Source organism: Pseudomonas sp. NPDC077408, from assembly GCF_050269105.1.
Taxonomy (GTDB): Bacteria; Pseudomonadota; Gammaproteobacteria; order Pseudomonadales; family Pseudomonadaceae; genus Stutzerimonas.
This window is the reverse complement of the sequence record NZ_JBNNHS010000007.1, coordinates 19,457-44,092: the sequence shown is the minus strand read 5'-3', so window position 1 is coordinate 44,092 and position 24,636 is coordinate 19,457. Positions and strand designations below refer to the sequence as shown.

Annotated in this window: 22 protein-coding genes; 7 read left to right on the top strand and 15 right to left on the bottom strand. The window is 61.4% G+C overall.

Features of this window, described 5'->3' with window-relative positions:
• The first annotated feature begins 111 nt into the window (after positions 1-111).
• From ACQKEK_RS17180 to lptF, 3 genes are all read left to right on the top strand, one after another.
• Positions 112-453: a pilin assembly protein gene (locus ACQKEK_RS17180; protein WP_499143944.1), complete on the top strand. Its 342-nt coding sequence runs from the start codon at positions 112-114 to the stop codon at positions 451-453.
• A gap of 250 nt (positions 454-703) precedes the next feature.
• Positions 704-1,102: a DUF4398 domain-containing protein gene (locus ACQKEK_RS17175; RefSeq protein ID WP_128118987.1), complete on the top strand. Its 399-nt coding sequence runs from the start codon at positions 704-706 to the stop codon at positions 1,100-1,102.
• 44 nt (positions 1,103-1,146) lie between these two features.
• Positions 1,147-1,950, top strand: a complete 804-nt coding sequence (gene lptF, locus ACQKEK_RS17170; RefSeq protein ID WP_499143945.1) for a lipotoxin F family OmpA-related lipoprotein LptF — start codon at positions 1,147-1,149, stop codon at positions 1,948-1,950.
• 78 nt (positions 1,951-2,028) lie between these two features.
• Here the strand turns inward: lptF and ACQKEK_RS17165 are convergent, their stop codons facing one another.
• Entirely contained in the window at positions 2,029-2,367 is a 339-nt protein-coding gene (locus ACQKEK_RS17165) for a PA3694 family proteiin (RefSeq protein ID WP_045425387.1), read from the bottom strand.
• 286 nt (positions 2,368-2,653) lie between these two features.
• On the opposite strand from ACQKEK_RS17165, the gene ACQKEK_RS17160 reads away from it, so the two are divergent.
• Complete coding sequence (locus tag ACQKEK_RS17160; RefSeq protein ID WP_499143946.1) at positions 2,654-4,222, top strand: class I adenylate-forming enzyme family protein; 1,569 nt, start codon at positions 2,654-2,656, stop codon at positions 4,220-4,222.
• A gap of 240 nt (positions 4,223-4,462) precedes the next feature.
• Here the strand turns inward: ACQKEK_RS17160 and ACQKEK_RS17155 are convergent, their stop codons facing one another.
• From ACQKEK_RS17155 to ACQKEK_RS17120, 8 genes are all read right to left on the bottom strand, one after another.
• The gene (locus tag ACQKEK_RS17155) at positions 4,463-5,392 is read right to left on the bottom strand and encodes a 2-hydroxyacid dehydrogenase (RefSeq protein WP_499143976.1); all 930 of its coding nucleotides are present in this window, start codon (positions 5,390-5,392) and stop codon (positions 4,463-4,465) included.
• 51 nt (positions 5,393-5,443) lie between these two features.
• Positions 5,444-6,190, bottom strand: coding sequence for a class II aldolase/adducin family protein (locus ACQKEK_RS17150; RefSeq protein ID WP_045425379.1), 747 nt, complete (start codon positions 6,188-6,190; stop codon positions 5,444-5,446).
• Positions 6,191-6,255: 65 nt separating this feature from the next.
• On the bottom strand, positions 6,256-7,938 hold the full coding sequence (locus ACQKEK_RS17145; protein WP_499143947.1) for a long-chain fatty acid--CoA ligase: 1,683 nt from the start codon (positions 7,936-7,938) through the stop codon (positions 6,256-6,258).
• Between the two features lie 21 nt (positions 7,939-7,959).
• Positions 7,960-8,742 (bottom strand): 5'/3'-nucleotidase SurE, encoded by a 783-nt coding sequence (surE, locus tag ACQKEK_RS17140; protein ID WP_499143948.1) that lies wholly within the window; start codon positions 8,740-8,742, stop codon positions 7,960-7,962.
• Entirely contained in the window at positions 8,739-9,806 is a 1,068-nt protein-coding gene (locus tag ACQKEK_RS17135; protein ID WP_499143949.1) for a phosphotransferase, read from the bottom strand. The genes surE and ACQKEK_RS17135 overlap by 4 nt, the downstream gene beginning before the upstream one ends.
• A gap of 10 nt (positions 9,807-9,816) precedes the next feature.
• Positions 9,817-10,584: an SDR family NAD(P)-dependent oxidoreductase gene (locus tag ACQKEK_RS17130; RefSeq protein WP_499143950.1), complete on the bottom strand. Its 768-nt coding sequence runs from the start codon at positions 10,582-10,584 to the stop codon at positions 9,817-9,819.
• Between the two features lie 34 nt (positions 10,585-10,618).
• Positions 10,619-11,830 (bottom strand): acyl-CoA dehydrogenase family protein, encoded by a 1,212-nt coding sequence (locus ACQKEK_RS17125; RefSeq protein ID WP_499143951.1) that lies wholly within the window; start codon positions 11,828-11,830, stop codon positions 10,619-10,621.
• Positions 11,823-12,341 carry a PaaI family thioesterase gene (locus ACQKEK_RS17120; RefSeq protein ID WP_463308582.1) on the bottom strand — a complete coding sequence of 173 codons (519 nt, stop codon included), beginning with the start codon at positions 12,339-12,341 and terminating at the stop codon, positions 11,823-11,825. Before ACQKEK_RS17120 ends, ACQKEK_RS17125 begins: the two co-directional genes overlap by 8 nt.
• Before the next feature lie 435 nt (positions 12,342-12,776).
• Here ACQKEK_RS17120 and dctP point away from each other — a divergent pair, with 435 nt between their 5' ends.
• The 3 genes from dctP to ACQKEK_RS17105 all read left to right on the top strand — a co-directional run bounded on the left by dctP (position 12,777) and on the right by ACQKEK_RS17105 (position 15,736).
• Entirely contained in the window at positions 12,777-13,811 is a 1,035-nt protein-coding gene (dctP, locus tag ACQKEK_RS17115; RefSeq protein ID WP_499143952.1) for a TRAP transporter substrate-binding protein DctP, read from the top strand.
• 78 nt (positions 13,812-13,889) lie between these two features.
• Positions 13,890-14,429 carry a TRAP transporter small permease subunit gene (locus ACQKEK_RS17110; RefSeq protein ID WP_499143953.1) on the top strand — a complete coding sequence of 180 codons (540 nt, stop codon included), beginning with the start codon at positions 13,890-13,892 and terminating at the stop codon, positions 14,427-14,429.
• Complete coding sequence (locus tag ACQKEK_RS17105; protein WP_045425356.1) at positions 14,426-15,736, top strand: TRAP transporter large permease; 1,311 nt, start codon at positions 14,426-14,428, stop codon at positions 15,734-15,736. The genes ACQKEK_RS17110 and ACQKEK_RS17105 overlap by 4 nt, the downstream gene beginning before the upstream one ends.
• A 60-nt stretch (positions 15,737-15,796) precedes the next feature.
• On the opposite strand, the gene ACQKEK_RS17100 is transcribed toward ACQKEK_RS17105, so the two are convergent.
• From ACQKEK_RS17100 to ACQKEK_RS17075, 6 genes are all read right to left on the bottom strand, one after another.
• Positions 15,797-17,092, bottom strand: coding sequence for a flavohemoglobin expression-modulating QEGLA motif protein (locus ACQKEK_RS17100; protein WP_499143954.1), 1,296 nt, complete (start codon positions 17,090-17,092; stop codon positions 15,797-15,799).
• A 283-nt stretch (positions 17,093-17,375) separates the two neighbouring features.
• The gene (gene lysS / locus ACQKEK_RS17095) at positions 17,376-18,878 is read right to left on the bottom strand and encodes a lysine--tRNA ligase (protein WP_499143955.1); all 1,503 of its coding nucleotides are present in this window, start codon (positions 18,876-18,878) and stop codon (positions 17,376-17,378) included.
• Between the two features lie 196 nt (positions 18,879-19,074).
• Positions 19,075-20,170 (bottom strand): peptide chain release factor 2 gene (gene prfB / locus ACQKEK_RS17090; RefSeq protein ID WP_101153256.1). Its coding sequence is split into 2 segments (ribosomal slippage): positions 19,075-20,097 and positions 20,099-20,170, totalling 1,095 coding nucleotides; the frame shifts between segments, so codons are not numbered across the junction.
• 158 nt (positions 20,171-20,328) lie between these two features.
• Positions 20,329-21,108: a tellurite resistance TerB family protein gene (locus tag ACQKEK_RS17085; RefSeq protein ID WP_499143956.1), complete on the bottom strand. Its 780-nt coding sequence runs from the start codon at positions 21,106-21,108 to the stop codon at positions 20,329-20,331.
• A 27-nt stretch (positions 21,109-21,135) separates the two neighbouring features.
• Positions 21,136-22,245, bottom strand: coding sequence for an NADH:flavin oxidoreductase/NADH oxidase (locus ACQKEK_RS17080; RefSeq protein WP_499143957.1), 1,110 nt, complete (start codon positions 22,243-22,245; stop codon positions 21,136-21,138).
• 291 nt (positions 22,246-22,536) lie between these two features.
• Entirely contained in the window at positions 22,537-24,633 is a 2,097-nt protein-coding gene (locus tag ACQKEK_RS17075) for a molybdopterin oxidoreductase family protein (protein ID WP_499143958.1), read from the bottom strand.
• Positions 24,634-24,636: the final 3 nt, after the last annotated feature.

The following is a 24,636-nucleotide window of genomic DNA, read 5'->3' as shown; positions in this document are numbered from 1 at the left end:
CAGAGTGCACAGCGTCTACGACGAAGACAAGGCATAGCAGAACAAGCCTGTCGATGCTGGCTCGTAATACCCGCCAATATTGCTCGCCAAGCGAGCTAAGGATGGAGCTAGATGAAAATTTCAGAACTGGTCCGGGAATGGGAAAGCAGCGCCACCGGCCGCATGAGCGCCGTGCAGTACACCATTCCGCTGGATGTCGAAAGCGCGGCAAGGCTGGCAGCGCTTGCCGAGATGTATCCGAAGCGCAGCACTGAGGAACTGTTAGGCGAACTGGTGGGTGCAGCGCTCGAAGGGATCGAGACTAGCCTCCCCTACGAGCAGGGCTCCAAGGTGATCTCGACGGACGAGCAAGGCGACCCGATCTATGAAGACGTCGGGCCAACGCCGCGCTTCCTGGCCTTGTCACGCAAGCATCTTGAGCGCCTGCTTGCCGAGCGCGCTGAGCAAGCCTGATCGATTTTGAACGTTGGCACCAACGTCGAATGGGCGTACGAGGCGGCGTGCCATCGCCCCCTCGCGCCTGCTAAATGGCTCTAGGCAGCCCTTTTCTAATCGTTGGGCTTGTTTTTACTGGAACGATTACGCCCAGCCGGCCTCACAAAACCATGCCCGTTTTATTGCTGACCGCTCCTGACGCGTTCAAAGCACAGCCTAACGGGCACTGTTCTCGATATCCCATCCGATATCCCACTGGAGACTGGCCATGAAAATGAACACCATCGAAAGCCCTCTATCGCGATTTCAGCTGCCCAAGCTGGCAGCCGTTGCACTTGGGGGCCTGTTGCTGGTTGGTTGTGCCGGCAATCCACCAAACGAGCAGTTCGCCGTGACCGAATCGGCCGTGCGTGGCGCGATGAGCGCTGGGGCCACCGAATACGCCCCTGTGGACATGCGCGCCGCTCAGGAAAAGTGGAAGCAGGCCGAACTCGCGATGCAGAAAGAAAACTATGAGGAAGCCCGTCGACTCGCCCAGCAGGCCGAGTGGGACGCCCGGGTTGCAGAGCGCAAGGCACAAGCCGCCAAGGCCCAGAAGGCCGTTGAGGACGCTCAGAAGGGGATTCAGGAGCTGCGCGAAGAAAGCATGCGCGGCCTTCAGCAATAACCCCCTTCCCTTCCGCACTCTCATTTAGCAGAGGATGAATCGACATGCATAAGCTAGTAGCCATCCCCACAGCGATCGCCATGAGCATCGGCCTTGCTGCTTGCTCGTCGCAGCCAAACCAGAATCTGGAAACGGCACGCAGCGAGTTCTCGTCACTGCAGAGCAATCCGCTGTCACAGAAATACGCTGCGCTGGAAACCCAGGACGCCTCCAAGCAACTCGACGAAGCCAACAAGGCCTACCTGAACGACGCGGATGAAGAGCGCGTCAACCAGCTAGCCTACCTGGCCAACCGTCGGATTGACCTGGCCGAACAGACCATCGAACTGCGCAAGGCCGAGCAAGCGATCGAGCAGGCTTCCACGCAGCGCGCACAAGCGCGGCTGGAATCCCGTGAAGCGATGCTCAAGCGTCAGCAGAACGAGATCCGCCAGCTACAGCAGGATTTGCAGGCCAAGCAAACGGAACGCGGCACCCTGGTGACCTTCGGCGACGTGCTGTTCGACCTGAACAAGGCTGACCTCAAGGCTGCCGGTATGCGCGACGTTCAGAAGCTCGCCGAGTTTCTCAACGAGAATCCAGAGCGCAAGGTCATGGTCGAAGGCTATACCGATAGCACAGGCTCCGATTCGTACAACCAGCAGCTATCCGAGCGTCGAGCTGAAGCGGTGCGCCGCGCCCTCGTCCGCTCCGGTGTAGAAATCGATCGAATCCAGACCGTCGGTTACGGTGAAGCGTATCCGGTTGCGAGCAACGACTCGCCTGCCAGCCGGGCGAGGAACCGCCGCGTTGAAGTGACGATCTCCAACGACGACAAGCGTGTAGCACCGCGCTCTTCGATGGAGTGACGGCGTCTCCAACCGCACCGTGACACCGAAGCCCGCCGTTATGGCGGGCTTCTTGTTTTGCAGCTTTAAACAGCGACGCTATGGCTTGTTTGCCGGTGCCCTCTCGGTCGGCACCTGCTGGCCCATACAGCGGATCGCCCGCTTGCGATTGTCAACCAGCACGCCAGTCAAGCCCTTCTGCTCGGTATCGAAGAGCACCAACACACCGTCAATGCATTCTGCGACCTGTGGCGCGGGTTTGAGCGAGACCCGATAGTCTTCGCCGGGAACGGTTTTAAGCATCGTGTAGTCGGCCAGCAACAGGGCGTCCTCCGGCTTGGCGATGTGCACATAACCGTAGTAGGACAGCACCGCAACGGTGCCGATGACGCTGCCGATAGCGGTGAGAATCAGCGGGATGGGGTTGCGTTCGGACATGACGTGTTCGCCTGATCAAAGAGCCGACATTGTCGCAAAAATAACGGCCTCAGCGCGAAATCCGCTGACCTCCTGACACCAATCGACCAAGTTAAGCGCACGTCCGGCAACGCGGGTTTGCCATGCGAATGCCAGCAATCGTGGATATCAGTAATCACCTGTCATTGCCGAGGCGAATAGCGCTTCCCGCGCACGCGCTAATTGCCGAAGGTTGATCGATCTGCTGTGCTGCCATGCTTGCCGTTGCATGCAAGCGTCCTCTTGCCTTCTATAGAACGAGTCCGCAATGGATCTTTCCGCCAGCCCCGACGCTCTCGATCTGAACCAACCATTCGCTGCGGTCCCAGACCTTATCGCCTATTGGGCCCGGCATCGGCCCGACCGCGCCGCGTTGAAACAGGATGAGCGCAGCGTGAGTTACGCCGAACTCGACGCACTGATGAGCAGCGTTGCTGCGGCCCTGCAGCGTGATGGGATGCACGCCGGCGATGTGTTGGCGATCTGTGCATACAACTCCATCGAATACGCCGTCGTGTTTCTCGGTGCGTTGCGCGCCGGCGTGGCAGTAGCCCCTTTGGCGCCCTCTGCCAGCGCTGAAAGCCTGCTGACCATGCTCGCTGACGCCGCGCCCCGCCTGCTGTTCATTGACACCGATGCGGCCCAGCATCTGGAGCCGGTGGCAACTCGCCTTCCTTGCCCAGCCCTGCGCCTGGAGCAGACAACTGAGGGCGGCCTGTCCGCCTGGCTGAGTGATGCACCGCCGGAGCCCGTAGCGATCCAGCCGGGATGGGCGTTCAACATCATCTATTCCTCCGGCACCACCGGCGAGCCCAAGGGCATCGTGCAATCACATGCCATGCGTTGGGCCCATGTACGCCGCAGTGCCGCCTACGGATACGGCGATGACGCCACAACGCTTATCTCCACACCGCTGTACTCCAACACCACGCTGGTGGCCTTTCTGCCGACGCTGGCCCTGGGCGGCACCGTGGTGCTGATGCCCAAGTTCGACGCCGGGGAATACCTGAGCCTGGCGCAGCGGCACGCGGTCACGCACACCATGCTGGTGCCGGTGCAGTACCAGCGGATCATGGCCCGCGAGGACTTCGATCAATACGACCTCGGCCGCTTCCGCTACAAGATGTGCACGAGCGCCCCGTTCAGTGCAGTGCTGAAGGCGGATGTTCTGGCGCGCTGGCCGGGCGGGCTGATCGACACCTATGGCATGACCGAAGGCGGCGGCACCTGCATCCTTGCAGCCCATGAGCATCCGGACAAATTGCACACCGTCGGCAAACCTGCCGAAGGTCACGACATTCGAGTGATCGACGACGCGGGTAACGAACTGCCGGAGGGCGCCATCGGCGAGATCGTCGGGCATTCGCCGGCGATGATGACCGGCTACCTGAACAAACCCGAGAAGACCGCCGAAGCCGAGTGGTTCGACCCCAGCGGCAAGCGATTCATCCGCACCGGCGACATCGGCCGCTTCGATACTGAAGGCTTCCTGACGCTGGTCGACCGCAAGAAAGACATGATCATTTCCGGCGGCTTCAATCTCTATCCAAGCGATCTCGAAGCAATCCTGCGTGAGAACCCGGCCATCGCGGATGTGGCCGTGGTAGGCGTGCCTTCAACGCGCTGGGGTGAAACGCCGGTCGCCTTCGTCGTCCGCGCGGCGAATGCGACCGACACGCCTGAGACGCTGCTGAGCTGGTTCAACGAACGCGTCGGCAAGACCCAGCGCCTGGCACGACTGCAATTGATCGATGAGTTGCCTCGCAGCGCCATTGGCAAGGTACTCAAGCGCGAGTTACGGGATCGGTATCTGACGGAGCACGACGCTGTAGATTGAAAACCGGTCGCAAGGGAGCCCGTACCGTTCGGCACGAGGCTCGCTGCGCAAGAGTGATGGTCCGATCATGTCGACGGCCGGCAGGGAGCACTTTAAAGCAGGCCTTCGGCTTGCGTTCGCCGCGGAAACGCTCCGATAGGCCTCGTTGTGCGCACGCTGCTTCATGGGACGCCTGCCTCGGGGCGAAGCTTTTGACTTCCGAAAGCAGGCAAGTCAGTTCAGGCGGCGCTTACCAGCGCTTCAATAGCCTCGCTGGATATCGATAACACCGCTGATGGGCTGGCCCTTTTCCAGCGCGAGGATCTTGTCGGCGATCTGAGCAATGGTGGCCTCGCGCAAGGTTCGCGCCGAAACATGCGGAGTGATAGTGACCTGTGGCATCTGCCAGAACGGATGCGACGACGGCAGCGGTTCTTCCCGGAACACGTCGAGCACTGCTCGGGTCACCTTGCCCTCTTCGATGGCACGGCAAAGATCCTCGTCGACCAGATGCTCGCCGCGCCCAACGTTGATGATTACCGCGTCAGGCCTTAGCCGCGACAGCAGTGAGTAGTCGATCAGATCGCGCGTGCTGTCAGTCAGCGGCAGCGTGTTGACCAGCACGCGCGTTTCAGCCAGAAAGTCATCGAGCTCCACCTCGCCAGCAAAACTGCGCACCCCGTCTATGCCATGTGCGGAACGCGACCATCCCATAACCGGGTAATCCAGCGTCGCCAGCGTCTTGGCGACCCGCTGGCCGATATGCCCGAGCCCGAGCACACCGATCGGCCACTCGCTGCGCTCGATGGGCCGCCGTAACTTCCACTGTCCGGCCGCTTGCTGCTCACGATAGGCGTCCATATCGCGACTGATGCCAATCACGTGATAGGCGACGTACTCCGCCATCTGCACCGCCATACCGGCATCTTCCAGGCGCACGATCGGGATATCGCGCGGCAGGTTAGGTATCCGCACCAGCGCATCCACGCCTGCGCCCAGGTTGAACACCGCCTTGAGCTGCGGCTCCTTGTCGAACAGCGCGGCCGGCGGATGCCAGACGATGGCGTAGTCGGCCCCGCAGCTCGGCATGTCCGAATGCCAGACCTGGATTTCGACGTCTGGCAGGTGTTGCTGGATCAGGCTGGTCCAACGCTCGGGCTTGGGGTCGGCGGCGACGAAGAGGATTTTCATAGTCACTCAGCTTTATTCCTTGGAAGACATCCGGAACGCGCTAGGGTAGCGCTATATCGCATAGACATGACCATTGGCTTCCAGCAGACGCAACAATGCGGGCCAGGTCAGTTTGGCGGCGCTGCCCAGTTCGGCCGATTGCTGGCGAGTCGTCTCGATGGCAGCCGCTGAAGGCATATGGGTCGGGCCGCAGGCCTGAGCGCGCACCTGAATCTCGCAGGCCTTCATCAGGAAATAGAGGTAGGTGAAGGCTTCGGCGACCGTGCCGCCTGCCGTCAGCACGCCGTGGTTGCGCAGCATCATCATTCGCTTGTCACCAAGGTCCCGGATCAGCCGCTCACGTTCGCTCAGGTCCAGCGCGACGCCTTCGTACTCGTGATAGCAGAGGTGATCGAGGCAGAGCATCGCCGTCTGGCTAAGCGGCAGGAGCCCATCGCGATGCGCCGAAACCGCAACGCCGTCAGCAGCATGTAGGTGCATGACCGCACCGGCATCTTCGCGGCCCATGTGTACCGCGCTGTGGATAGTGAAACCGGCCGGGTTGACCCGGTGCAGGCTGCCGCTCTGAACGATCTGCCCCTCCTGATCGACCTTGACCAGCGACGAGGCGGTGATCTCCTGAAACAACAGGCCGTAGGGGTTGATCAGAAAATGGTGTTCCGGTCCGGGTACGCGGGCGGAGAGATGGGTGAACACCAGGTCATCCCAGCCGAAATGCGCGACCAGTCGATAGGCCGCCGCCAGGTCCTTGCGCACCTGCCATTCGGCTTCCCGGTTCGTAGCGGTTGAATCTTGCATAGCATCTGCTCCGTTGATTTCGAAGGCGCCAGCCGGCGCGTGGCCTTGCAACGGCTTCGCTGCCGTCAGGCCTGCTCGGTGCTGGCGGCGTGTTTGCGGTTTTCTTCTTCCTGCAGTGCACGCCACATCAGCTTGCCGGTGGAGGACCGCGGCAACGACGCGACGAACTCCACGTAGACCGGCGCCTTGTAAGCGGCCATTTCGGCCTTGCACCAGTCGATGATGTCCTGCTCGCTGACCAGCCCGGCCTGCCCATCGCACAGCACGACGCATGCCTTGACCGTCTCACCGCGCTTGGGGTCCGGCCGCGAGATCACGCAGCACTCCTGGATCGCCGGGTGGCGGTACATCAGGCTTTCCACTTCCGACGGCCAGACTTTGAAGCCGGACGCATTGATCATCCGCTTGACCCGGTCTACCAGGAAGAAATAGCCCTCTTCATCGTAGTAGCCCATGTCGCCGGTGCGGAAAAACCTGTGGCCGTCCAGTTCGATGAATGCGCGCTCGGTCTCTTCCGGGCGGTTCCAGTAACCTTGGAACAGCTGCGGCCCACGGCTGATGATTTCGCCTACTTCATTGGGGCCAAGCTCCTGCCCGGTATTCAGATCGATGACGCGGCTGTCGACATCGAACACCGGAATCCCGAGGCACTGCGCCTTGGGTCGCGGCACCGGGTTGATATGGGTGGCCGCGATGGTTTCGGAAAGCCCATAGCCTTCGATGTAACGCAGGCCGGTAAGCCGATGCAGCTTTTCCTCAACCGCCTTGGGCATTGCTGCGCCACCGCCGCCGACGCTGACCAGGCTGGACAGGTTGTAGCGCTCCAGGTCCGGATCGGAGAGAAAGTCGATGGCCATCGTGGCGATATTCACCCAGCCGGTCACGGCGTGGCGCTCGATCAGTTGCGCCGCAACCTTGCGGTCCCAGCGGGTCATGATCACGGCGGTGCCGCCGTTGTAGATCGGCCCGCTCATGGCGCCCTGCATGCCCGTGACATGAAAGTAAGGCAGTGTCGCCAGGATTACCGATTCGCTTGTGCTGTTGGTCCAGATGATGCGATGGATGATGGTCGCCATCGCCGAACGATGGGTATGCATGCAGCCCTTGGGCGCGCCGGTGGTGCCGGAGCTGTAAGGGAACACACAGAGATCGTCCGGACCGGCCGTGTGCGGACCGGGCGCGTGGCCGGCCGCGATAGCCTCGCGCCAGGCGGTGCCGCCTGAGAACGTCGGCGCGGCGACGGGCGCCTGCACTTCGGACGGCAGCGCCAGATCGGTGGGCTGGCGGACATACTCTGAGTAGGCCGCAACGATTACCTGACGCAGCTGCGCCGTGCCGACCAGCGGTGCGATGAAGCCGGTCAGCTCCTGTCCGCAAATACATACGGCCGCGCCCGTGTCGTGCAGGTAGTGCTCCAGCTCGGCGCTGTGGTTCATCGGGTTAACCGGTACCACCACCGCGTCCGCGCGCAGGATTGCGTAGTAGGCGATGGTGAATTGCGGCGAGTTCTGCATATACAGCAGCACCCGATCGCCCTTGGCGACGCCCAACTGCTGCAGGTAACCGGCCATCGCTTCGACTTCGCGCAGCAGTTCAGCGTAGGTGATCAAGGTGTCGTAGAAAACGATCGCCGTCTTGTCCGGAAAGCGGCGCGTGGAAATCTCGAGATTGGTGAACAGGCTGGTTTCCGGCACGCTCAGGTGCTTAGGCAGATCCTCGGGCCAGACCGCATGATGGCGAGTGAACATTTCTGAACTCCTGAATCGCTGTTAAAGGGCCAGATCGGCCATGGCCCTTTCTTCGCCCCACTCGAGCCAGCCCCGGGTGTCGCGCAAAGGTGTGATCGCGATGCGCTTTTCACGCAGCGCAGCGACGTCGGCCTCAGGGGCGACGATATGTGCAGACGAATGCTCGAAGCCAAGCCACCAGTACGGCAAGCCGCGCCCGTCACGCCCTGCCTGCAAACGCGGCCGGGTGATCGAGCCGCGCGATTGCTGGGTCATTCGCAGATGGCTGACGAGGTCAGCCGAACAAGCCGGGAAATTCACGTTCCAGCAACAGCCGTTTTCTTCACGACGTGCCCAGAGCGCACGGATTGTGGTTTCAGCGTAGGTCTCGACACAGGACCAATCGATTCCTGTGCGATCAAGAAAGGCCTGGCTCAGGCCGGTGGCCGGAATGCCCAGCAGGTCGGCGCTGAGCACCGCGCCGAGGGTGCCCGAATAAGGCACCGAATCGCCGATGTTCGCCCCGCTGTTGACGCCGGACAGCACCAGATCAGGCGGCGAGTCCTGCAGCCATTCGGCCATGGCGAACATTACGCAATCCGATGGCGTTCCCGAGACGGCGAAACGCCGCTCACCATGGTGATACACCCGCAGCGGCGCGTGCACGGAAATGCCCTGACCGGTACCGCTCTGGTCGTGCTCGGGCGCCACCACCCAGACCTCTTCGGCCAGTTGCGCGGCGATCCGCTCGAGCAACGCCAGCCCCGGCGCAGCGATACCGTCATCATTGGTCAATAAAACGCGGCGTAGCAACGGAGCGCTCATAGGGTCACCCCTCTGCCATTCTGGGCGATCCGCCAGCCTGCTTCAGCCAGCAGGCCGGCGCGCTGGCCAACCTGCAACGCATCAGCATTGCTGGCATTGCCCTGCAACGCCCGCGCATAGACGCCCTGCAGGATCGCCGCGAGCCGGAACAGTGAAAACGCCACGAACACATGCCAGTCGTCGATGGCGTCGCGCCCGCTGCTCAGGCAATACCGTTGCAGTACCTCTTGCTCGGACGGAATGCCCTGCTCCTGCAGGTCGATGCCGATCAATCCACGCAGTCCGTCGACACCCGCCGGCAGGTGATACGGCAAGCAGAAGTAGGCGAGGTCTGCGAGCGGATGGCCGAGGGTCGACAGTTCCCAGTCGAGAATTGCCGCCACCTTCGCCTCACTCGGATCGAAAATCAGATTGCCGAGCCGGTAGTCACCGTGGGCAATGGCGCACTCGTTGCGCTGCGGCGCCTGATCAGGCAACCAGCGCATCAGCTGTTCCATCGCAGGCATGTCGCCGGTCCGGGACGCCTGATACTGGCCAGCCCAGCGCTTCACCTGGCGCGCGAAGTAGCCCTGAGCCTTGCCAAAATCACCCAGGCCCACCTTTTCGACGTCAACTTGATGGAGCTCGGCCATCGTATCGATGGCGGCCAGATGGATCGGCTGGCGTTCGGCGGCAGTCAGTTCGTTCAACGCTGGATGGCCGAAGATTCGTCCCTCTATGTGATCCATGACGTAAAAGGGGGTGCCGATGATGGTTTCGTCCTCGCACAGCAGGTGTACGCGTGGGACCGGGACAGTGGTGTGCTCGGACAGTGCACGGATCACCTTGTATTCGCGCTCGACCATATGCGCAGACGGCAGCACCTTGCCCGGCGGTTTCTTGCGCAATACGTAGCGGCGACCGGCACTTTCCAGAAGATAGGTGGGGTTGGACTGACCGCCCTGGAACTGCCGAACCTTTAGCTCGGGGCCCAATTCGGGCAGCTGCTGTCGAAAGTATTGAGCCAGCGCCGCCTCATCAAAACGATGCGCGGGAAGCACGTCGATCAGTTCGGGTTCGTTCATCGCTGCGCCCTCAGCATGCGGTTTCGCCGCCATCCGCGACGATCACCTGCCCGGTAATGTAGGCACTGGCGGGCGCCGCGAGAAAGACTGCCAGCCCGGCGATGTCCACCGGTTCGCCGATACGGCGCAGTGGCGTTTTCTCGGCAGCACGGCGGACCCGCTCTGGATCATCGAGCAAGGCCTTGGCGAAATCGGTACGTACAAGCCCCGGGGCGATGGCGTTGACGCGGATGCCTTTGGGCCCCCACTCCGCCGCCAGATTGCGCGCCAGCGCCGCCTCGGCGGCCTTGGATACGCCGTAGGTGCCGATCACCGTATTGCCGCGCAGCCCGGCGATGCTGGAGAGCATGATCACCGCACCCTCCCCTCGCTCGGCCATCTTTGGCAACACCATGTTCGAGAGCCAGAAGGTACCCTTGACGTTGGTGTCCATAATCTTGTCCCAGGCGTCGTCGGTCAGCTCGCTGGTCGGTCCATAAACCGGATTGGTGGCGGCATTGCAGACCAACACGTCGATGCGTCCCCAAGCCTGCAGCGTGGTGTCGACCAGCCGTTGCAGGTCTTCCTTGCGACCGACATGGCATGGGATTGCGATGGCCTCGTGGCCAGCCGCGTTCAGCTCGGCAGCCACCGCTTCGCAGGCGTCAGCCTTACGACTGGAAATCACCACGCGCGCGCCGCAACGGGCCATTTCTTCGGCGATGGAGCGACCGATACCGCGAGTGGAACCCGTGATCAGCGCCACCTTTCCGGACAGGTCGAATAATGGGTTGGTCATCGGACGGCATCCTTTTGTTGGTTTTGTCGGAGGCTCAGCGCTTGCTGGCGTAGTTCTTCAGTTCCAGCTTGGCGATGGTGTCCAGGTGTACCTCGTCCGGGCCGTCGGCCAAACGCAGGGTGCGCTGGTGCGCCCAGGCCGCTGCAAGGAAGCTGTCCTGGCTGACACCCTTGGCGCCGTGGACCTGAATCGCGCGGTCCAGCACCCGCAGCGCCATGCTCGGTGCGGCGGCCTTGATCATCGCGATCTCCTGACGCGCCACCTTGTTGCCGACGGTGTCCATCATGCGTGCCGCTTTCAGCGTCAGCAGGCGGGTCTGTTCGATCTCGATGCGCGAACGGGCGATGTCCTTGCGGATCGAGTCGAAGTCAGCCAGCGGCTTACCAAACGCGACACGCGAATGCACCCGCTCGCACATGGCTTGCAACGCCCGCTCGGCTACGCCGATGGTGCGCATGCAATGGTGGATGCGGCCTGGGCCGAGTCGCCCTTGGGCAATTTCGAAGCCGCGGCCTTCACCGAGCAGCATGTTGCTGGCAGGCACCCGGACATTGTTGTAATGGATTTCGGCATGACCATGAGGCGCGTGGTCGTAACCGAACACGTGGAGCGCACGGACGATCTCGACGCCGGGTGCATCCAGCGGCACGAGGATCATCGACTGTTGCCGATGCCGCTCGGCCGAGGGATCGGTTTTGCCCATGACGATGGCGATCTTGCAGGTGGTGGTCATTGCGCCTGACGACCACCACTTCTGCCCATTGATCACATATTCGTCACCTTCACGGCGGATCTCACAGGCGATGTTGGTCGCGTCGGATGACGCAACCTCGGGTTCGGTCATGGAAAAGCAGGAGCGAATCTCGCCGTTGAGCAGCGGCTTGAGCCACTGTTCCTGCTGCTCTGGCGTGCCGTAGCGCGCCAGCACTTCCATGTTCCCGGTATCCGGTGCGGAGCAGTTGAAGACTTCGGCGGCGACATGGGAGCGGCCCATGATTTCGCAGAGGTGGGCATACTCGAAATTGGTCAGCCCGGCGCCGTGTTCGCTTTCCGGAAGGAACAGATTCCACAGTCCCTGCGCTCGGGCTTTAGCCTTGAGTGTTTCGAGAATAGGTGGCGGTGCCCAGCGATTGCCGGCGGTGGCAACCTGCTCGTGAAAGACATGTTCGTTCGGGTAGATATGTTCATCCATGAACGCCGTGAGTTGCTGCTGGAGTTCCAGCGCCTTGCCGGTCAGTTCATACATTGCCATCTTCCTTCTTGTTGTTAGGTGCGAGGAAATCCATCGGCACGCCTTGCGCCTGCTCGCTGCCGGAGCGCAGTCGGAAGGTCGCCTCACCAATCGCCAGCAGGCGATCATCTGCGTCGCGCACCTCACCAGAGCTGTTGAAAATGCGGGTCCCACCGGCACGTCGCCGACCAATGGCGCGTATCACACCGCCCGAGCATTGACCGGTAAAGGTGGTGTTGAGCACCAGGGTGATGGCCTTGCGAACGCGTCCCGGATAAGGGCAATAGGTGCCAGCTTCCGCGAGCACCACATCCAGCAGCGCAGTTATCACGCCGCCATGAAGCACGCCGGCCATATTCAGGTGGCAGGCCTGCACATCGAGCTCGATCACGGCTTCGTCTTCAGTCCAGGACACCTGACGATAGCCAAGCACTTGGTGAAAGCCAGGCAGGTCGCTGCCTCCGCTGATCGGCAAATGATTCGTCCGGCTGTCGTCAACCGGCAGCTCCGTCTCCTGCCCTTTCATCGCGCCACTGCCGCGTAGGCGCTAACAGCGACAGAACCGGAGCCTGGACATTGCGTCTGGATGTTTCTTGCGTCGAGGCGCATGGCGAGTCCTCTCGATTGTTTTTGTGGGGAGTCCTCTTCTTTTTGAAGCTGGCATGCTTGAAACACTGCGTCAATTCGGAATCCAGTTCCATCAGGCAGAATTATGATGCCCCACAAACAGAACCGTCTAAGCTCAACCTTTGCTGGACAGGCAACGTTTAGCCAGTCGCAGGACGCCGAACTCATTATCGAGAAAGGCCGCGATAGCCTTCTGCTAGCGCTTGAAAAAGCCCCGCGCTATGTTAGCTTTCGATCAGCCCTGCAAAAGTCAGTTCTGCTGTGCGAAACAAGCATGCGACGCACGTGATACAAAGATGGCCTCAGCCAGACAATTACAACAAGAGGACGCGTTATGAAATCCATGCTCAAAAAGCTACTCGTTCCCGCCGGCCTGGTAGCACTGGCGGTTTCCGCCATGGCTCCGCAGATGGCTGCCGCACAGGACGTCACCAAATGGCGCGTGCAATCGCATTGGCCGAGTGCCAGTAGTTCCTATCAAGACAGCCTCGTCAGACTCAAAAACGAAATCGAGCGGCGCACCGACGGTCGTCTGGAGTTGCAGCTGTTCGAGTCCGGCGCGCTGTTCAAGCCGCAGGAAACCTTCAATGCCGTCAGCCGCGGTATCGTCCAGATGGGCACCATCTCTCCCGGTTACGCACAGGACAAGATGACCCTCGCCGGTATCGCCTCCGGCCTGCCCTTCGCTTTCCAGAATGTCTGGGAGGCCGCGTACTTCCATAAGCAGATGGGCTTCGAGGACATGCTTCGTGAAGAAGCCGCGCAACACGGCGTGTACTGGTCGACCGACAAGGTTTACCCAACTGAAATGGTGGTAAAGAAGCCGATCAACAGCTGGGAAGATTTCACCAAGCTGAAGATTCGTTCATCCGGTGCGCTGCAGAAGTTTCTCGACGAGGCTGGTGCTTCGACCACCTATCTGCCTGGCGGCGAACTGTACCCGGCGCTCGATACCGGCGTAGTTGATGGTGCCCATTGGGGTGCCGTGCAAGGTGCCGCCAGCATGAGCTTCTACGAGGTGGCGAAGAATCACGTGCGGCCAGCACTGAACATCGCCGGCACCGATGTGATCATCATCAGCCAGAAAGCGCTGGACAAGCTGTCCGAGCGCGACCAGGAGATCGTCAAACAGATCCTTGATGAGCAGTTCTGGTATCGCACCAACGAGTACCTGTATCAGGAACAGATCGCCTTGCAGAAAGCCATCAAGGAACAGGGCGTAACGGTCAACATATTGCCGGAAGACGTTCAGGCTCGGCTCCGCGAAGTGGCGAAGAAGACCTGGGAAGAAGAAGGCAAACGCAGTGACAAGTCGGCCGAAGCCCTGCAAAAGCTCAAGACTTTCCTCAGTGACCTCGGCTACCAGTAAACCCCTCGCCTGACCCACCCTCGACGCGATCACGCGCCGGGGGTGCGATTCGCTCAATCCTTGCTCGTGGGGCCTGTCATGCGCCTGATTCATGCCTACATCAACGGCATCACCCGGCTCAACGAATTCATTGGCCGCTGGGTGGCCTACCTGATCTTTCTTATCTTCGCGCTGCTGCTGCTCGAAGTGTTCATGCGCTATCTGTTCTCAAGCCCAACGTCCTGGACCAACGAACTCGGACAGATGCTGTTCGGCGCCTATGTGGTGCTGTCCGGCGGCTACGTGATGGCGCACCGCGACCACGTCAACGTCGACCTGCTGTACGCCTCCCTTAGCCCGCGCACACGCGCCTGGGTCGATATCTTCACCTCGAGCATGTTCTTTCTGTTTATGGCCGCACTACTGTATTTCGGCAGCTCCATGGCCTGGGAGTCGGTTCAAGGCATGGAAACCTCCTACTCCGCCTGGAACCCACCGATCTGGCCAATCAAGGCAATGATTCCGCTCGGCACCCTGCTGTTGTTGCTGCAGGGCATCGCCAAGCTGCTGCAGGACATCCTTATTGCACTAGGACATGAATCACCCAGCGACACCAGTCACGCGGGGGATGCGCAATGAGCATCGAAATCACCACGCTGCTGTTCTTCCTGACGCTGGTCTTCTTTCTGGTACTCGGCTTGCCGCTGGCCTTTGTGTTGGGCGGTGTCTCGGTGCTGTTCCTTTACTTCACTTGGGGCGTTGATGCCTTTTATATGGTCGCCTCGCAAATGTGGGGCACCATGGAAAGCTTCACGCTGGTCGCCATTCCGCTCTTCGTATTCATGGCCATGCTGCTGGAACGAACCGGCGTAGCACGCGACCTCTATCGCATGATGCACCTGTGGTGCGGCGGCATGCGTGGCGGGCTGGCAATCGGCACGCTGGGGATCTGCGCGGTGTTTGGTGCCATGGTCGGCATCAGCGGCGCGGCGGTCGTGGCGATGGGCACTATTGCCTTGCCTGCGATGCTCGAACGCGGCTACGACAAACGAATGGTGCTCGGCTGCATCAACACCGGCGGCGGCTGGGGCATCCTGATTCCACCAAGCATCATGATGATCCTTTACGCGATGATCAGCGGCCAGTCGGTCGGCAAGATGTTCGCGGCGGGCGTCTTGCCCGGTCTACTACTGGTCGCGCTGACCGTTACCTACGTGCTGGTGCGTTCGTTCCTGCAGCCCCATCTGGCACCCGCACTGCCGAAGGAAGAGCGAGGCAGTTGGGGCGACAAGCTGCGCGCGATACGTGCAGTGCTGCTGCCCATCGGCATCGTTGTCATGGTGCTCGGCTCGATCATTGGCGGCTTGACGACTCCGACCGAGGCAGCCGCCATGGGGGTGTTCGGCGCGCTGATCTCCGCTGCCGTCTACCGCAAGCTGAACTGGCCGGTCCTGCAGGAAGCCGCCATCCGCACGTTCAAACTGACCGGCATGATCGCCTGGATCCTGTTCGCCGCCCACGCGTTCAGCTCGGCCTATCAGGGTATGGGCGCGCAGTCGCTGATCGAAGGGCTGATGATGGATCTGCCTGGGGGCCGCTGGGCCATCATCATCGTCATGATGGCGATCGTCTTTGTCATGGGCATGCTGCTCGATCCCGTCGGCATCATGCTGATCACGCTGCCGGTATTCCTGCCGATCGTCGCTTCACTCGGCTTCGATCCGATCTGGTTCGGCGTGCTGTTCGTGATCAACATGGAAATCGGCTACATGACGCCGCCGTTCGGGTTCAACCTGTTCTACCTGAAAGGCATCGTGCCGCCCGGCATCACCATGAAAGACATCTACTGGTCGGTCATACCCTTCGTGATCGTCAATATCATTGGCATGGGCATCATCATGCTATTCCCGGAGATCGCAACCTACCTGCCGAATACGCTGTTCTGACGACGGGTCGCTGAAACGAAAAAGCCGGAGCGAAAGCTCCGGCTTTTTTGTGCGCTCCGGTCAGATGATATTGGCGTAATCAGCTTCGATGCGATCCAGGCTCAAATGGTTGAGGAAGTTGGAAAAACACATCCAGGCCGACAGCGCATTGAGATCCTGGAACTGCTGCGGCAGGTACTTGGGCGGTACGACCATGCCCTCCTCTACCAACTGGCGCAGGGTGCGCATGTCTTCCAGCGTGGTCTTGCCACAGAACAGCAGCGGGATCTGCTCCAGCTTGCCTTTGCGCACCGCGAGCTGGATGTAGTTGTAGATCATGATGAAGCCCTTCAGGTAGGACAGGTCCTTGGTGAAAGGCAAACCATCGGGTGTCGAACCGCGGAAAACGCGGCTCGCATTACCGTAGCTGTCGTCGTCGGAGTAGCCCTGCTCACGGAAGAAGCCGAACACATCGAGAAAATCCGCACCCTCCTCGGCCATGTGAATGGCGCGGGTGCGATTGGTGAGCTTGCGCAGGCGGGTCGGGTAAGACGCAAAGGCGATGACCTCCATGAGAATCGCCAAGCCTTCCTGCGTCACGGTCGATGATGGCGGCCCTTTGGCGAGGAAGGTACAGATCGGCTGGTTTTGCCCGTTGAGCGTGGTGCCGACATGCACCAGTCCCTCGTGGACCTCAAGCGCCCGCACATCGCGTTCGTTGAACATCGCATCGCTGCGGATTTTGATGTAGTCAGCGCCAGCGGCGGCATCGGCGAGGATGCCGTCGGATTCGAAGACCCGGATCACGCCCTCGCCTTCACCGAACACCAAGTCCAGGCGACGTTGCAGCATGTCCACCGCCTGCGGGGCGTTGAGCGTTTTGGCTTCGTCTTTCAGATCACCGCGGTCGGCGATGTTGTTCAGGTAGTCGGAAAGCATCAGCCCGAGGTCGGCGAGCGTCGGATCACCGGCATGGAAGGCGTCCGAAGCGGCACCATAAAGCTCTTGGGAAATCAGGCCGAAATCGGCGGTGCCGCGGGCCTCGAGCATGCGGATCACCATGCGGTATTCCTTGCACATGCGCCGCATGATCTGCCCGACCGGGTTGAATTGCCCCAGCTGACGGGTGATGTCGCGCTCGATGTTCTGGAACTCTTCCTTCTTGGCGCTGGAATCGAAGCCCAGCGGACGACCCTCGTAGTAGGCGCGGTCGACCTTGGGCAACTCACGGCCGCCAGCGGCGAAAAAGCCCTGGCGGACGCTGTCGTCCCACTTCACTGCATCGAGCACCCGCACCGGGGTTTGCGCCTCGACGATGCGATCGGACAGGCCGCGCACCGTGAGTTGGTATTCATCCAGGTTGTTGCGGGTATTCATCCGTACCTCGTCAGTGATGAGCCGTCGCCTTCAAGTTATACACCAGCGGGCCATGGCAATCCGTGTCCGGTTCGCGAACGGCCCGCTAGGCGTATGGAAGTGTGTCGGCGGACATCGACCGATCTGAACCCGGCCGAAGAGGCCAACTGGGTAACCCCAGCGATGCCGCTTAGGCCTGAGCATGGCCTTGGCGGAGCCACCCTGCACCCCGCGCCGCGATCTCAAATCACAGCGTGGGTAAGACGGCCGCTCGGCCGAACATCCAAGCGGCTGCACGCCATGGTCAGACTTCGGGACGCATGTGCGGGAACAGGATCACGTCGCGGATCGACGGCGAGTTGGTCAGCAGCATCACCAGTCGGTCGATGCCGATGCCCTCGCCCGCCGTCGGCGGCATGCCGTATTCCAGCGCACGGACGAAGTCGGCATCGAAATGCATGGCCTCGTCGTCGCCGGCGTCCTTGTCGCGGACCTGCGCGTGGAAGCGCTCGGCCTGGTCTTCGGCATCGTTCAACTCGGAATAAGCGTTGGCAATTTCACGACCGCCGATGAACAGCTCGAAGCGGTCGGTGACGCTTGGGTCGTCGTTGCTGCGACGCGCCAGCGGCGAGACTTCGAACGGGTAACGGGTGATGAAGGTCGGCTGCTCAAGCTTGTGCTCGACCAACTCCTCGAAAATCATCACCTGCAGCTTGCCCAGCCCTTCGAAGCCGAGCACCTTGGCGCCAGCCTTCTTGGCGATAGCACGTGCAGTATCGATGTTCTGCAGGTCGGCAGCGCTGATTTCGGGGTTGAACTTGAGGATGGCGTCGAACACCGAGAGCCGTGCGAAGGGCTCGCCGAAGTGGAACAGCTTGTCGCCGTACGGCACGTCGGTGCTGCCCAGGACCAGCTGCGCCAGCTCGCGGAACAGCTCTTCGGTGAGGTCCATGTTGTCTTCGTAGTCGGCGTAGGCCTGGTAGAACTCGAGCATGGTGAATTCGGGGTTATGCCGGGTCGAAACGCCTTCGTTACGGAAGTTGCGGTTGATCTCGAAGACACGCTCGAAGCCACCGACCACCAGGCGCTTGAGGTACAACTCCGGCGCGATACGCAGGAACATCGGCAGGTCCAGCGCATTGTGGTGAGTTTCGAACGGCTTGGCCGCGGCGCCGCCGGGAATGGTCTGCAGCATCGGCGTTTCGACTTCGAGAAAGTCGCGCTCGTTGAGGAACTTGCGAATATGACCGATCACCTGCGAACGCACGCGAAAGGTGTGGCGGGTTTCTTCGTTGACGATCAGGTCGACATAACGCTGGCGGTAGCGCTGCTCGGTGTCGGTCAGGCCGTGGTGCTTGTCCGGCAGCGGGCGTAGCGATTTGGTCAGCAGGCGAACGTTTGTCATCTCGACATAAAGATCGCCCTTGCCTGAACGCGCCAGGGTGCCTTCGGCGGCAATGATGTCGCCCAGGTCCCAATGCTTGATCGCTTCCAGCGTCTCGGCTGGCAGGGTCTTGCGATTGACGTAGACCTGGATGCGCCCGGTCATGTCCTGCAGGACCATGAACGCGCCCCGGTTGAGCATGATGCGCCCGGCAACCTTTACCGGGATCGCCGCTTCAGCCAGCTCTTCCTTGGTCTTGTCGACGTACTTCTGCTGCAGGTCGTTGCAATAGCTGTCGCGACGGAAGTCGTTGGGGAAAACGTTGCCCTTGGCGCGTTCGGCAGCCAGTTTTTCCTTGCGCTGAAGGATCAGGCTGTTTTCTTCCTCGTGGATGGCGTGCTGGTTCAGCGGTTGTTCGCTCATGGTTTAAAAATGCCTGGATCGAATGAATGAATCCCGGGGAGGGTGTGTTGGAAGGCGTTTCGCTTCATTCCATCACCTGCCTGCCACCTATTTTGGTGGGCTGAAGCCCACCCTACATCTGGACACTGGAACTCGAGTTGGGTGGGCCGGGCGGCGTTCCGCTTCAGCCCACCCACGCTGGCCAAGCTCAGTAGCGTTAAAGCCCTTGCTTCAAACTGGCTTCGAGGTACTGGTCGATGTCGCCGTCCAGCACCTTCTGGCAGTCGCTACGTTCCACGCCGGTACGCAAATCCTTGATGCGCGAATCGTCGAGCACATAGGAGCGAATCTGATGACCCCAGCCGATATCGGATTTGGTGTCTTCCAGCGCCTGGGAGGCCGCGTTGCGCTTCTGCATTTCCTGCTCGTACAACCGGGCCCGCAGCATTTTCATGGCGGTGTCCTTGTTGGCGTGCTGGGAACGCTCGTTCTGGCAGGCCACCACCGTGTTGGTTGGTACGTGGGTAATACGTACCGCCGAGTCGGTGGTGTTGACGTGCTGACCACCGGCACCGGAAGAGCGGTAGGTGTCGATGCGCAAGTCGGCCGGATTGATGTCGATCTCGACCCTGTCGTCGATCTCGGGCGAGACGAACACTGCCGAGAATGAGGTGTGGCGGCGGGCGCCAGAGTCGAACGGGCTCTTGCGCACCAGGCGGTGCACGCCGATCTCGGTGCGCAACCAACCAAAGGCGTACTCGCCTTTGATGTGTACGGTGGCCCCCTTGATACCGGCGACTTCGCCCTCGGACAGCTCGACGATCTCGGCGCTGAAACCGCGCTTGTCGGCCCAGCGCAGGTACATGCGCAGCAGGATGTTGGCCCAGTCCTGGGCTTCGGTGCCGCCGGAACCGGCCTGGATGTCGAGGTAGGCGTTGTTGGGGTCCATCTCGCCGCTGAACATGCGACGGAATTCCAGCCCTTCGAGGATGCCGCGCAGGCGGTCGAGTTCGGCGGCGACATCGTCCACGGCGCTCTGGTCGTCTTCTTCGACAGCCATGTCGAGCAGGTCGCGGGAATCGGCCAGGCCGCCCTCCAGGTCGTCGATGGTCTCGACGATCTGCGCCAGGGTGGCGCGCTCGCGGCCCAGGTTCTGGGCGTACTCAGGTTTGTTCCAGACGTTCGGGTCTTCGAGTTCGCGGTTTACTTCGACGAGACGATCATGCTTCTGATCGTAGTCAAAGATACCCCCGAATTGACTGGGTGCGCTCGGACAGGTCCTTGATGCTGTTGAGGATCGGGTTGATTTCCATAGGTCGGCAGCTCTCAATCGGACGGTGCGAAAAGCCGGCGATTATAGCGCAGCAGGCCGCCGCTGACAGCCCACACGGGACCGCCGGAGCGGCAAAAGTCAAGCGGACTTAGTTTTTAGGAACGAGCGGAGGCGGCCCAGTGACCGCCCCTCATGCGGTCAAGCGGAGACGCCGCGCACTTGGCTTTCCAGCTCGGCCTTCAGCCCCGCATCGAGTTTCAACTGGCGGGCCAGTTCGTCCAGGTAGGCACGCTCCATGAACTGCTCTTCGTCCACCATCAGCACGCTGGCGATATACATCTCCGACGCCATTTCGGGCGTGGTAGCAGCCGCGGCGACGTCTACCGGATCGAGTGGTTTGTTCAGCTCGGCTTCAAGCCAATGCTGCAAAGCTGGGTCATCAGTGAGCTGGGCCAGTTCAGCCTCGATCATCTTGCGCTCCTGCTCGTCGACGTGCCCGTCGGCTTTGGCCGCGGCAACCAGCGCCTTGAGGATGCCCCGGCTGTGCTCTTCCACTTGCTCGGGTGGCAGTCGGTCGACTGTCTTTGGCTCGGTCTGAACGGGGTTCGGATGAGTCACCCCGGCCCCACCCTGCTGCGCCTGTTGCGCCTGTTGCGCCTGCCAGTTGCCGTAGGCTTTGTAGGCCAGCATGCCGAGCGCGGCCAGGCCGCCATAAGTGACGGCCTTGCCACCCATGCGACGCCCTCGCCGGCTACCGAGCAACATGCCAAGCGCGCCGGTTGCCAGCGCGCCTTTCCCACCGCCGCCAGCACCTCCGAGCAAGCTGCCAAGTGGTCCGCCTGCGCCGGAAAGCATGTCACCGAGCGAGCCGCTGCTGCTCCCCTTCGGAGCGCCTGGAGGCGTAACGGAGTTCTGCTGTTTTTGTAGAAGGTCCTGCCCAGACTTGAGCAGCTGATCGAGCAAACCGGAGGCTTTCATGGTATTTCCTGCTTACGAATGGAGGGGTTAGTCGAGCGAATCGGGGACCTGCCGGATCGGCGTATTACGATGGGCTGCACGTACATATTGGGCAGGCCAGGGCACCGAGTTATCACGCAGATCTTCGGCCGCGTGCAGCGGCCAGTAAGGGTCGCGCAGCAGCTCGCGGGCAAGCAGGATCAGGTCCGCCTGACCGGTGCGCAGAATGTGTTCGGCCTGGACCGCCTCGGTGATCATACCGACCGTGCCAGTGGCGATACCCGCTTCGCGGCGGACCTGCTCGGCAAACTGGGTTTGGTAACCCGGCCCAACGGGAATCTCGGCGTTGACCGCTGTACCGCCGGACGATACGTCGATCAAGTCGACGCCAAGAGTCTTCAGCCGACGCGCCAGTTCGACGGTTTCTTCCGAATTCCATCCGTCCTGAACCCAGTCGGTTGCCGACAGCCGAACGAATAGCGGCAACTCCTCCGGCCATACGGTGCGCACCGCCTGGGTAACTTCCAGCAGCAGCCGAATGCGGTTTTCAAACGAACCGCCATAGCCATCCTGACGCTGGTTGGAAAGCGGTGAGAGAAACTGATGCAGCAAGTAGCCGTGGGCGGCGTGTACCTCTGCGATCTTGAAGCCCGCCGCCAGGGAACGCTCGGCGGCACGAACGAATGCCTGGATGACGTCTGCGATCCCTGCGTCATCGAGCGCAGTGGGCACCGCATGTTCCGGGTCGAAAGCAATGGTCGACGGCCCCACCGGTGTCCAGCCTCCAGCGGCGATGGGAACGCTACCGTGGCGTCCGAGCCACGGCTGCCAGGTGCTGGCCTTGCGGCCGGCATGCGCCAGCTGGATGCCCGCGACCGACCCCTGAGCCTCGATGAAGCGCGTAATACGCCGCAGCGGCTCCACGTGCTCATCCGACCATATGCCCAGATCCTCGGGTGAAATCCGCCCGTTGGCTGTAACAGCAGTCGCCTCGATAATCACCAGCCCCGCGCCACCCACCGCACGACTGCCCAGGTGCACCAGATGCCAATCGTTGGCCATGCCAGCCTTAGCCGAGTACTGGCACATGGGCGATACGGCAATACGATTGGGCAGGGTCAACTGGCGCAGGGTGAGCGGCTGGAAGAGCTGTGTCATGGAAACCTCGACTGCATGGGATGCGTTTTGGACATCCTTCAGTACAGACTGTTTCGGTGACTTTGCTCGGCTTGGACTGTGTTTGCCGAAGAATCGGTGTCGGGGTGTTGCAAGCTGTGCGCGAGCCAAATCCCTTCGCCGGTGCGGCGCAACGCCTGCACTACGTGAAGATGCATCCGGGGCGGCGCCGCGCGCAACGTTGGCTAATGCCGCGGGCTTCGGGCTCCACAGCTTGTCTAGTTAGAGCGTCAGAAGATCGGCTTGCCCGCACCGATCAACCAACGCCTTCAGTTACGCCGCCTCAACCTCGACCGGCACACCATTGAGCGCTGCGTTTCCAGACAAAGCATCGAGCTGGCACTCATCGGTAAGGTCGTTGGCACTGGCGCCCGGCTGACGATTGGCGATCTCCAGCTGGACGCCGGGACGACCATGGCCCCAGCCATGCGGCAGGCTGACCACACCGGGCATCATCTCGTCGCTGGTGGCGACTTCAACTTCGATCATGCCAACCCGCGAGCGCACCCGCACGCGCTGACCATCAAGCAGTCCCAGCCGGCTCAAATCTGCCGGATTCATCAGCAGCTGATGGCGCGGCTTACCCTTCACCAGACGATGATAGTTGTGCATCCAGGAGTTATTGCTGCGCACGTGACGGCGTCCAATCAGCACCAGCTGACCGGCAGGCACACTGGTCGCGGCAACGAAACGCTCGAGGTCACCGAGGAACAGCGATGGCGCCGCCTGGACCCGCTGCCCCTCGGTTTTCAAGCGGCTGGCCAGATTCGACTTCAGCGCACCGAGATCGAGCCCGTGCGGATAGTCGCGCAGCTTGGAGAGGCTCAAGTTGAGCTCGCTTTTTTCGCCATACGGACCGGCGCGCAAGCCACGGTCAATCATCTGTTCTGGCGCCATGGTGGGTTTGAGCTCAGCGTCGATACGCGCTGCGAAGGCCCTGGCCAGACCGACGAAGATTTCCCAGTCATGCAGCGCACCCGCCGGCTTGCGGAGGACCGGCTCATTGAAGCGGGTCACGTTGCGCACGGCGAAGACGTTGAAGGTAGTGTCGTAGTGATCATGCTCCAGCGGCGCTGTCGGCGGCAGGATCAGGTCGGCGTAGCGGGTGGTTTCGTTGATGTAAAAATCGACGCTGAGCATGAACTCCAATCCGTCCAGCGCCTGTTCCATTTTTCGCCCGTTCGGCGTGGAAAGCACCGGATTGCCAGCAACGGTGACCAGCGCCCGAATCTGTCCTTCCCCTTCGGTGAGCATTTCTTCGGCCAACGCTGACACCGGCAACTCGCCACCGTATTCCGGCAGGCCCGATACGCGGCTCTGCCACCGGTTGAAGTGCCCACCTGAGGTGCTCGCGACCAGGTCCACCGCCGGCTCCGTGCAAAGCGCGCCGCCCACACGATCCAGGTTGCCTGTCACCAGATTAATCGACTGCACGAGCCACTGACACAGCGTCCCGAACGCCTGAGTAGAGACGCCCATCCGCCCGTAGCAGACCGCTTTGTCTGCGGCAGCGAAGTCCCGCGCCAGTTGTCGAATCTGCTCTGCCGGCACGCCGCAGCGCGGCCCCATCGATTCCGCAGTGAACGGCGCAACCGCGGCTTGGAGTTCATCCAGCCCCTCTACCGGAAGATGGCTGGCACGTGTCAGGCCTTCATCGAACAACGTATTGAGCAAGCCGAACAGCAACGCCGCATCTTCACCCGGGCGGACGAACACATGCTGATCGGCAATAGCGGCGGTTTCACTACGGCGCGGATCGACTACCACCAGCTTGCCGCCGCGCGCCTGCACGGCCTTGAGGCGCTTTTCCACGTCTGGGACGGTCATGATGCTGCCATTGGAGGCCAGCGGATTGCCACCGAGAATGAGCATGAAATCCGTATGGTCGATGTCGGGAATCGGGATTAGCAGGCCGTGGCCGTACATCATCAGGCTGGTCAAATGATGCGGCAGTTGGTCGACCGAGGTGGCGGAGAAGCGATTTCGGGTTTTCAGCTGACCGAGAAAATAGTTGCTGTGGGTCATCAGCCCGTAGTTGTGCACGCTGGGGTTGCCCTGGTAGACCGCCACGGCGTTATTGCCATGCCGCTCGCGGATCTCAGCCAGCCGCTCGGCGACCAGCGCAAACGCCTCGTCCCACTCGATCGCCTGCCACTCGTTGCCGACACGACGCATCGGATGGCGCAGGCGGTCCGGATCGTTCTGGATGTCCTGCAACGCGACGGCCTTGGGGCAGATGTGACCGCGACTGAAGCTGTCCTGAGCGTCGCCCTTGATGGAAACGATCTGCTCATCGCGGGTTTCGATGGTCAGGCCACAGATAGCCTCACACAGGTGGCAGGCACGGTGGTGCTGGGTCGTTTCGCTCATCGC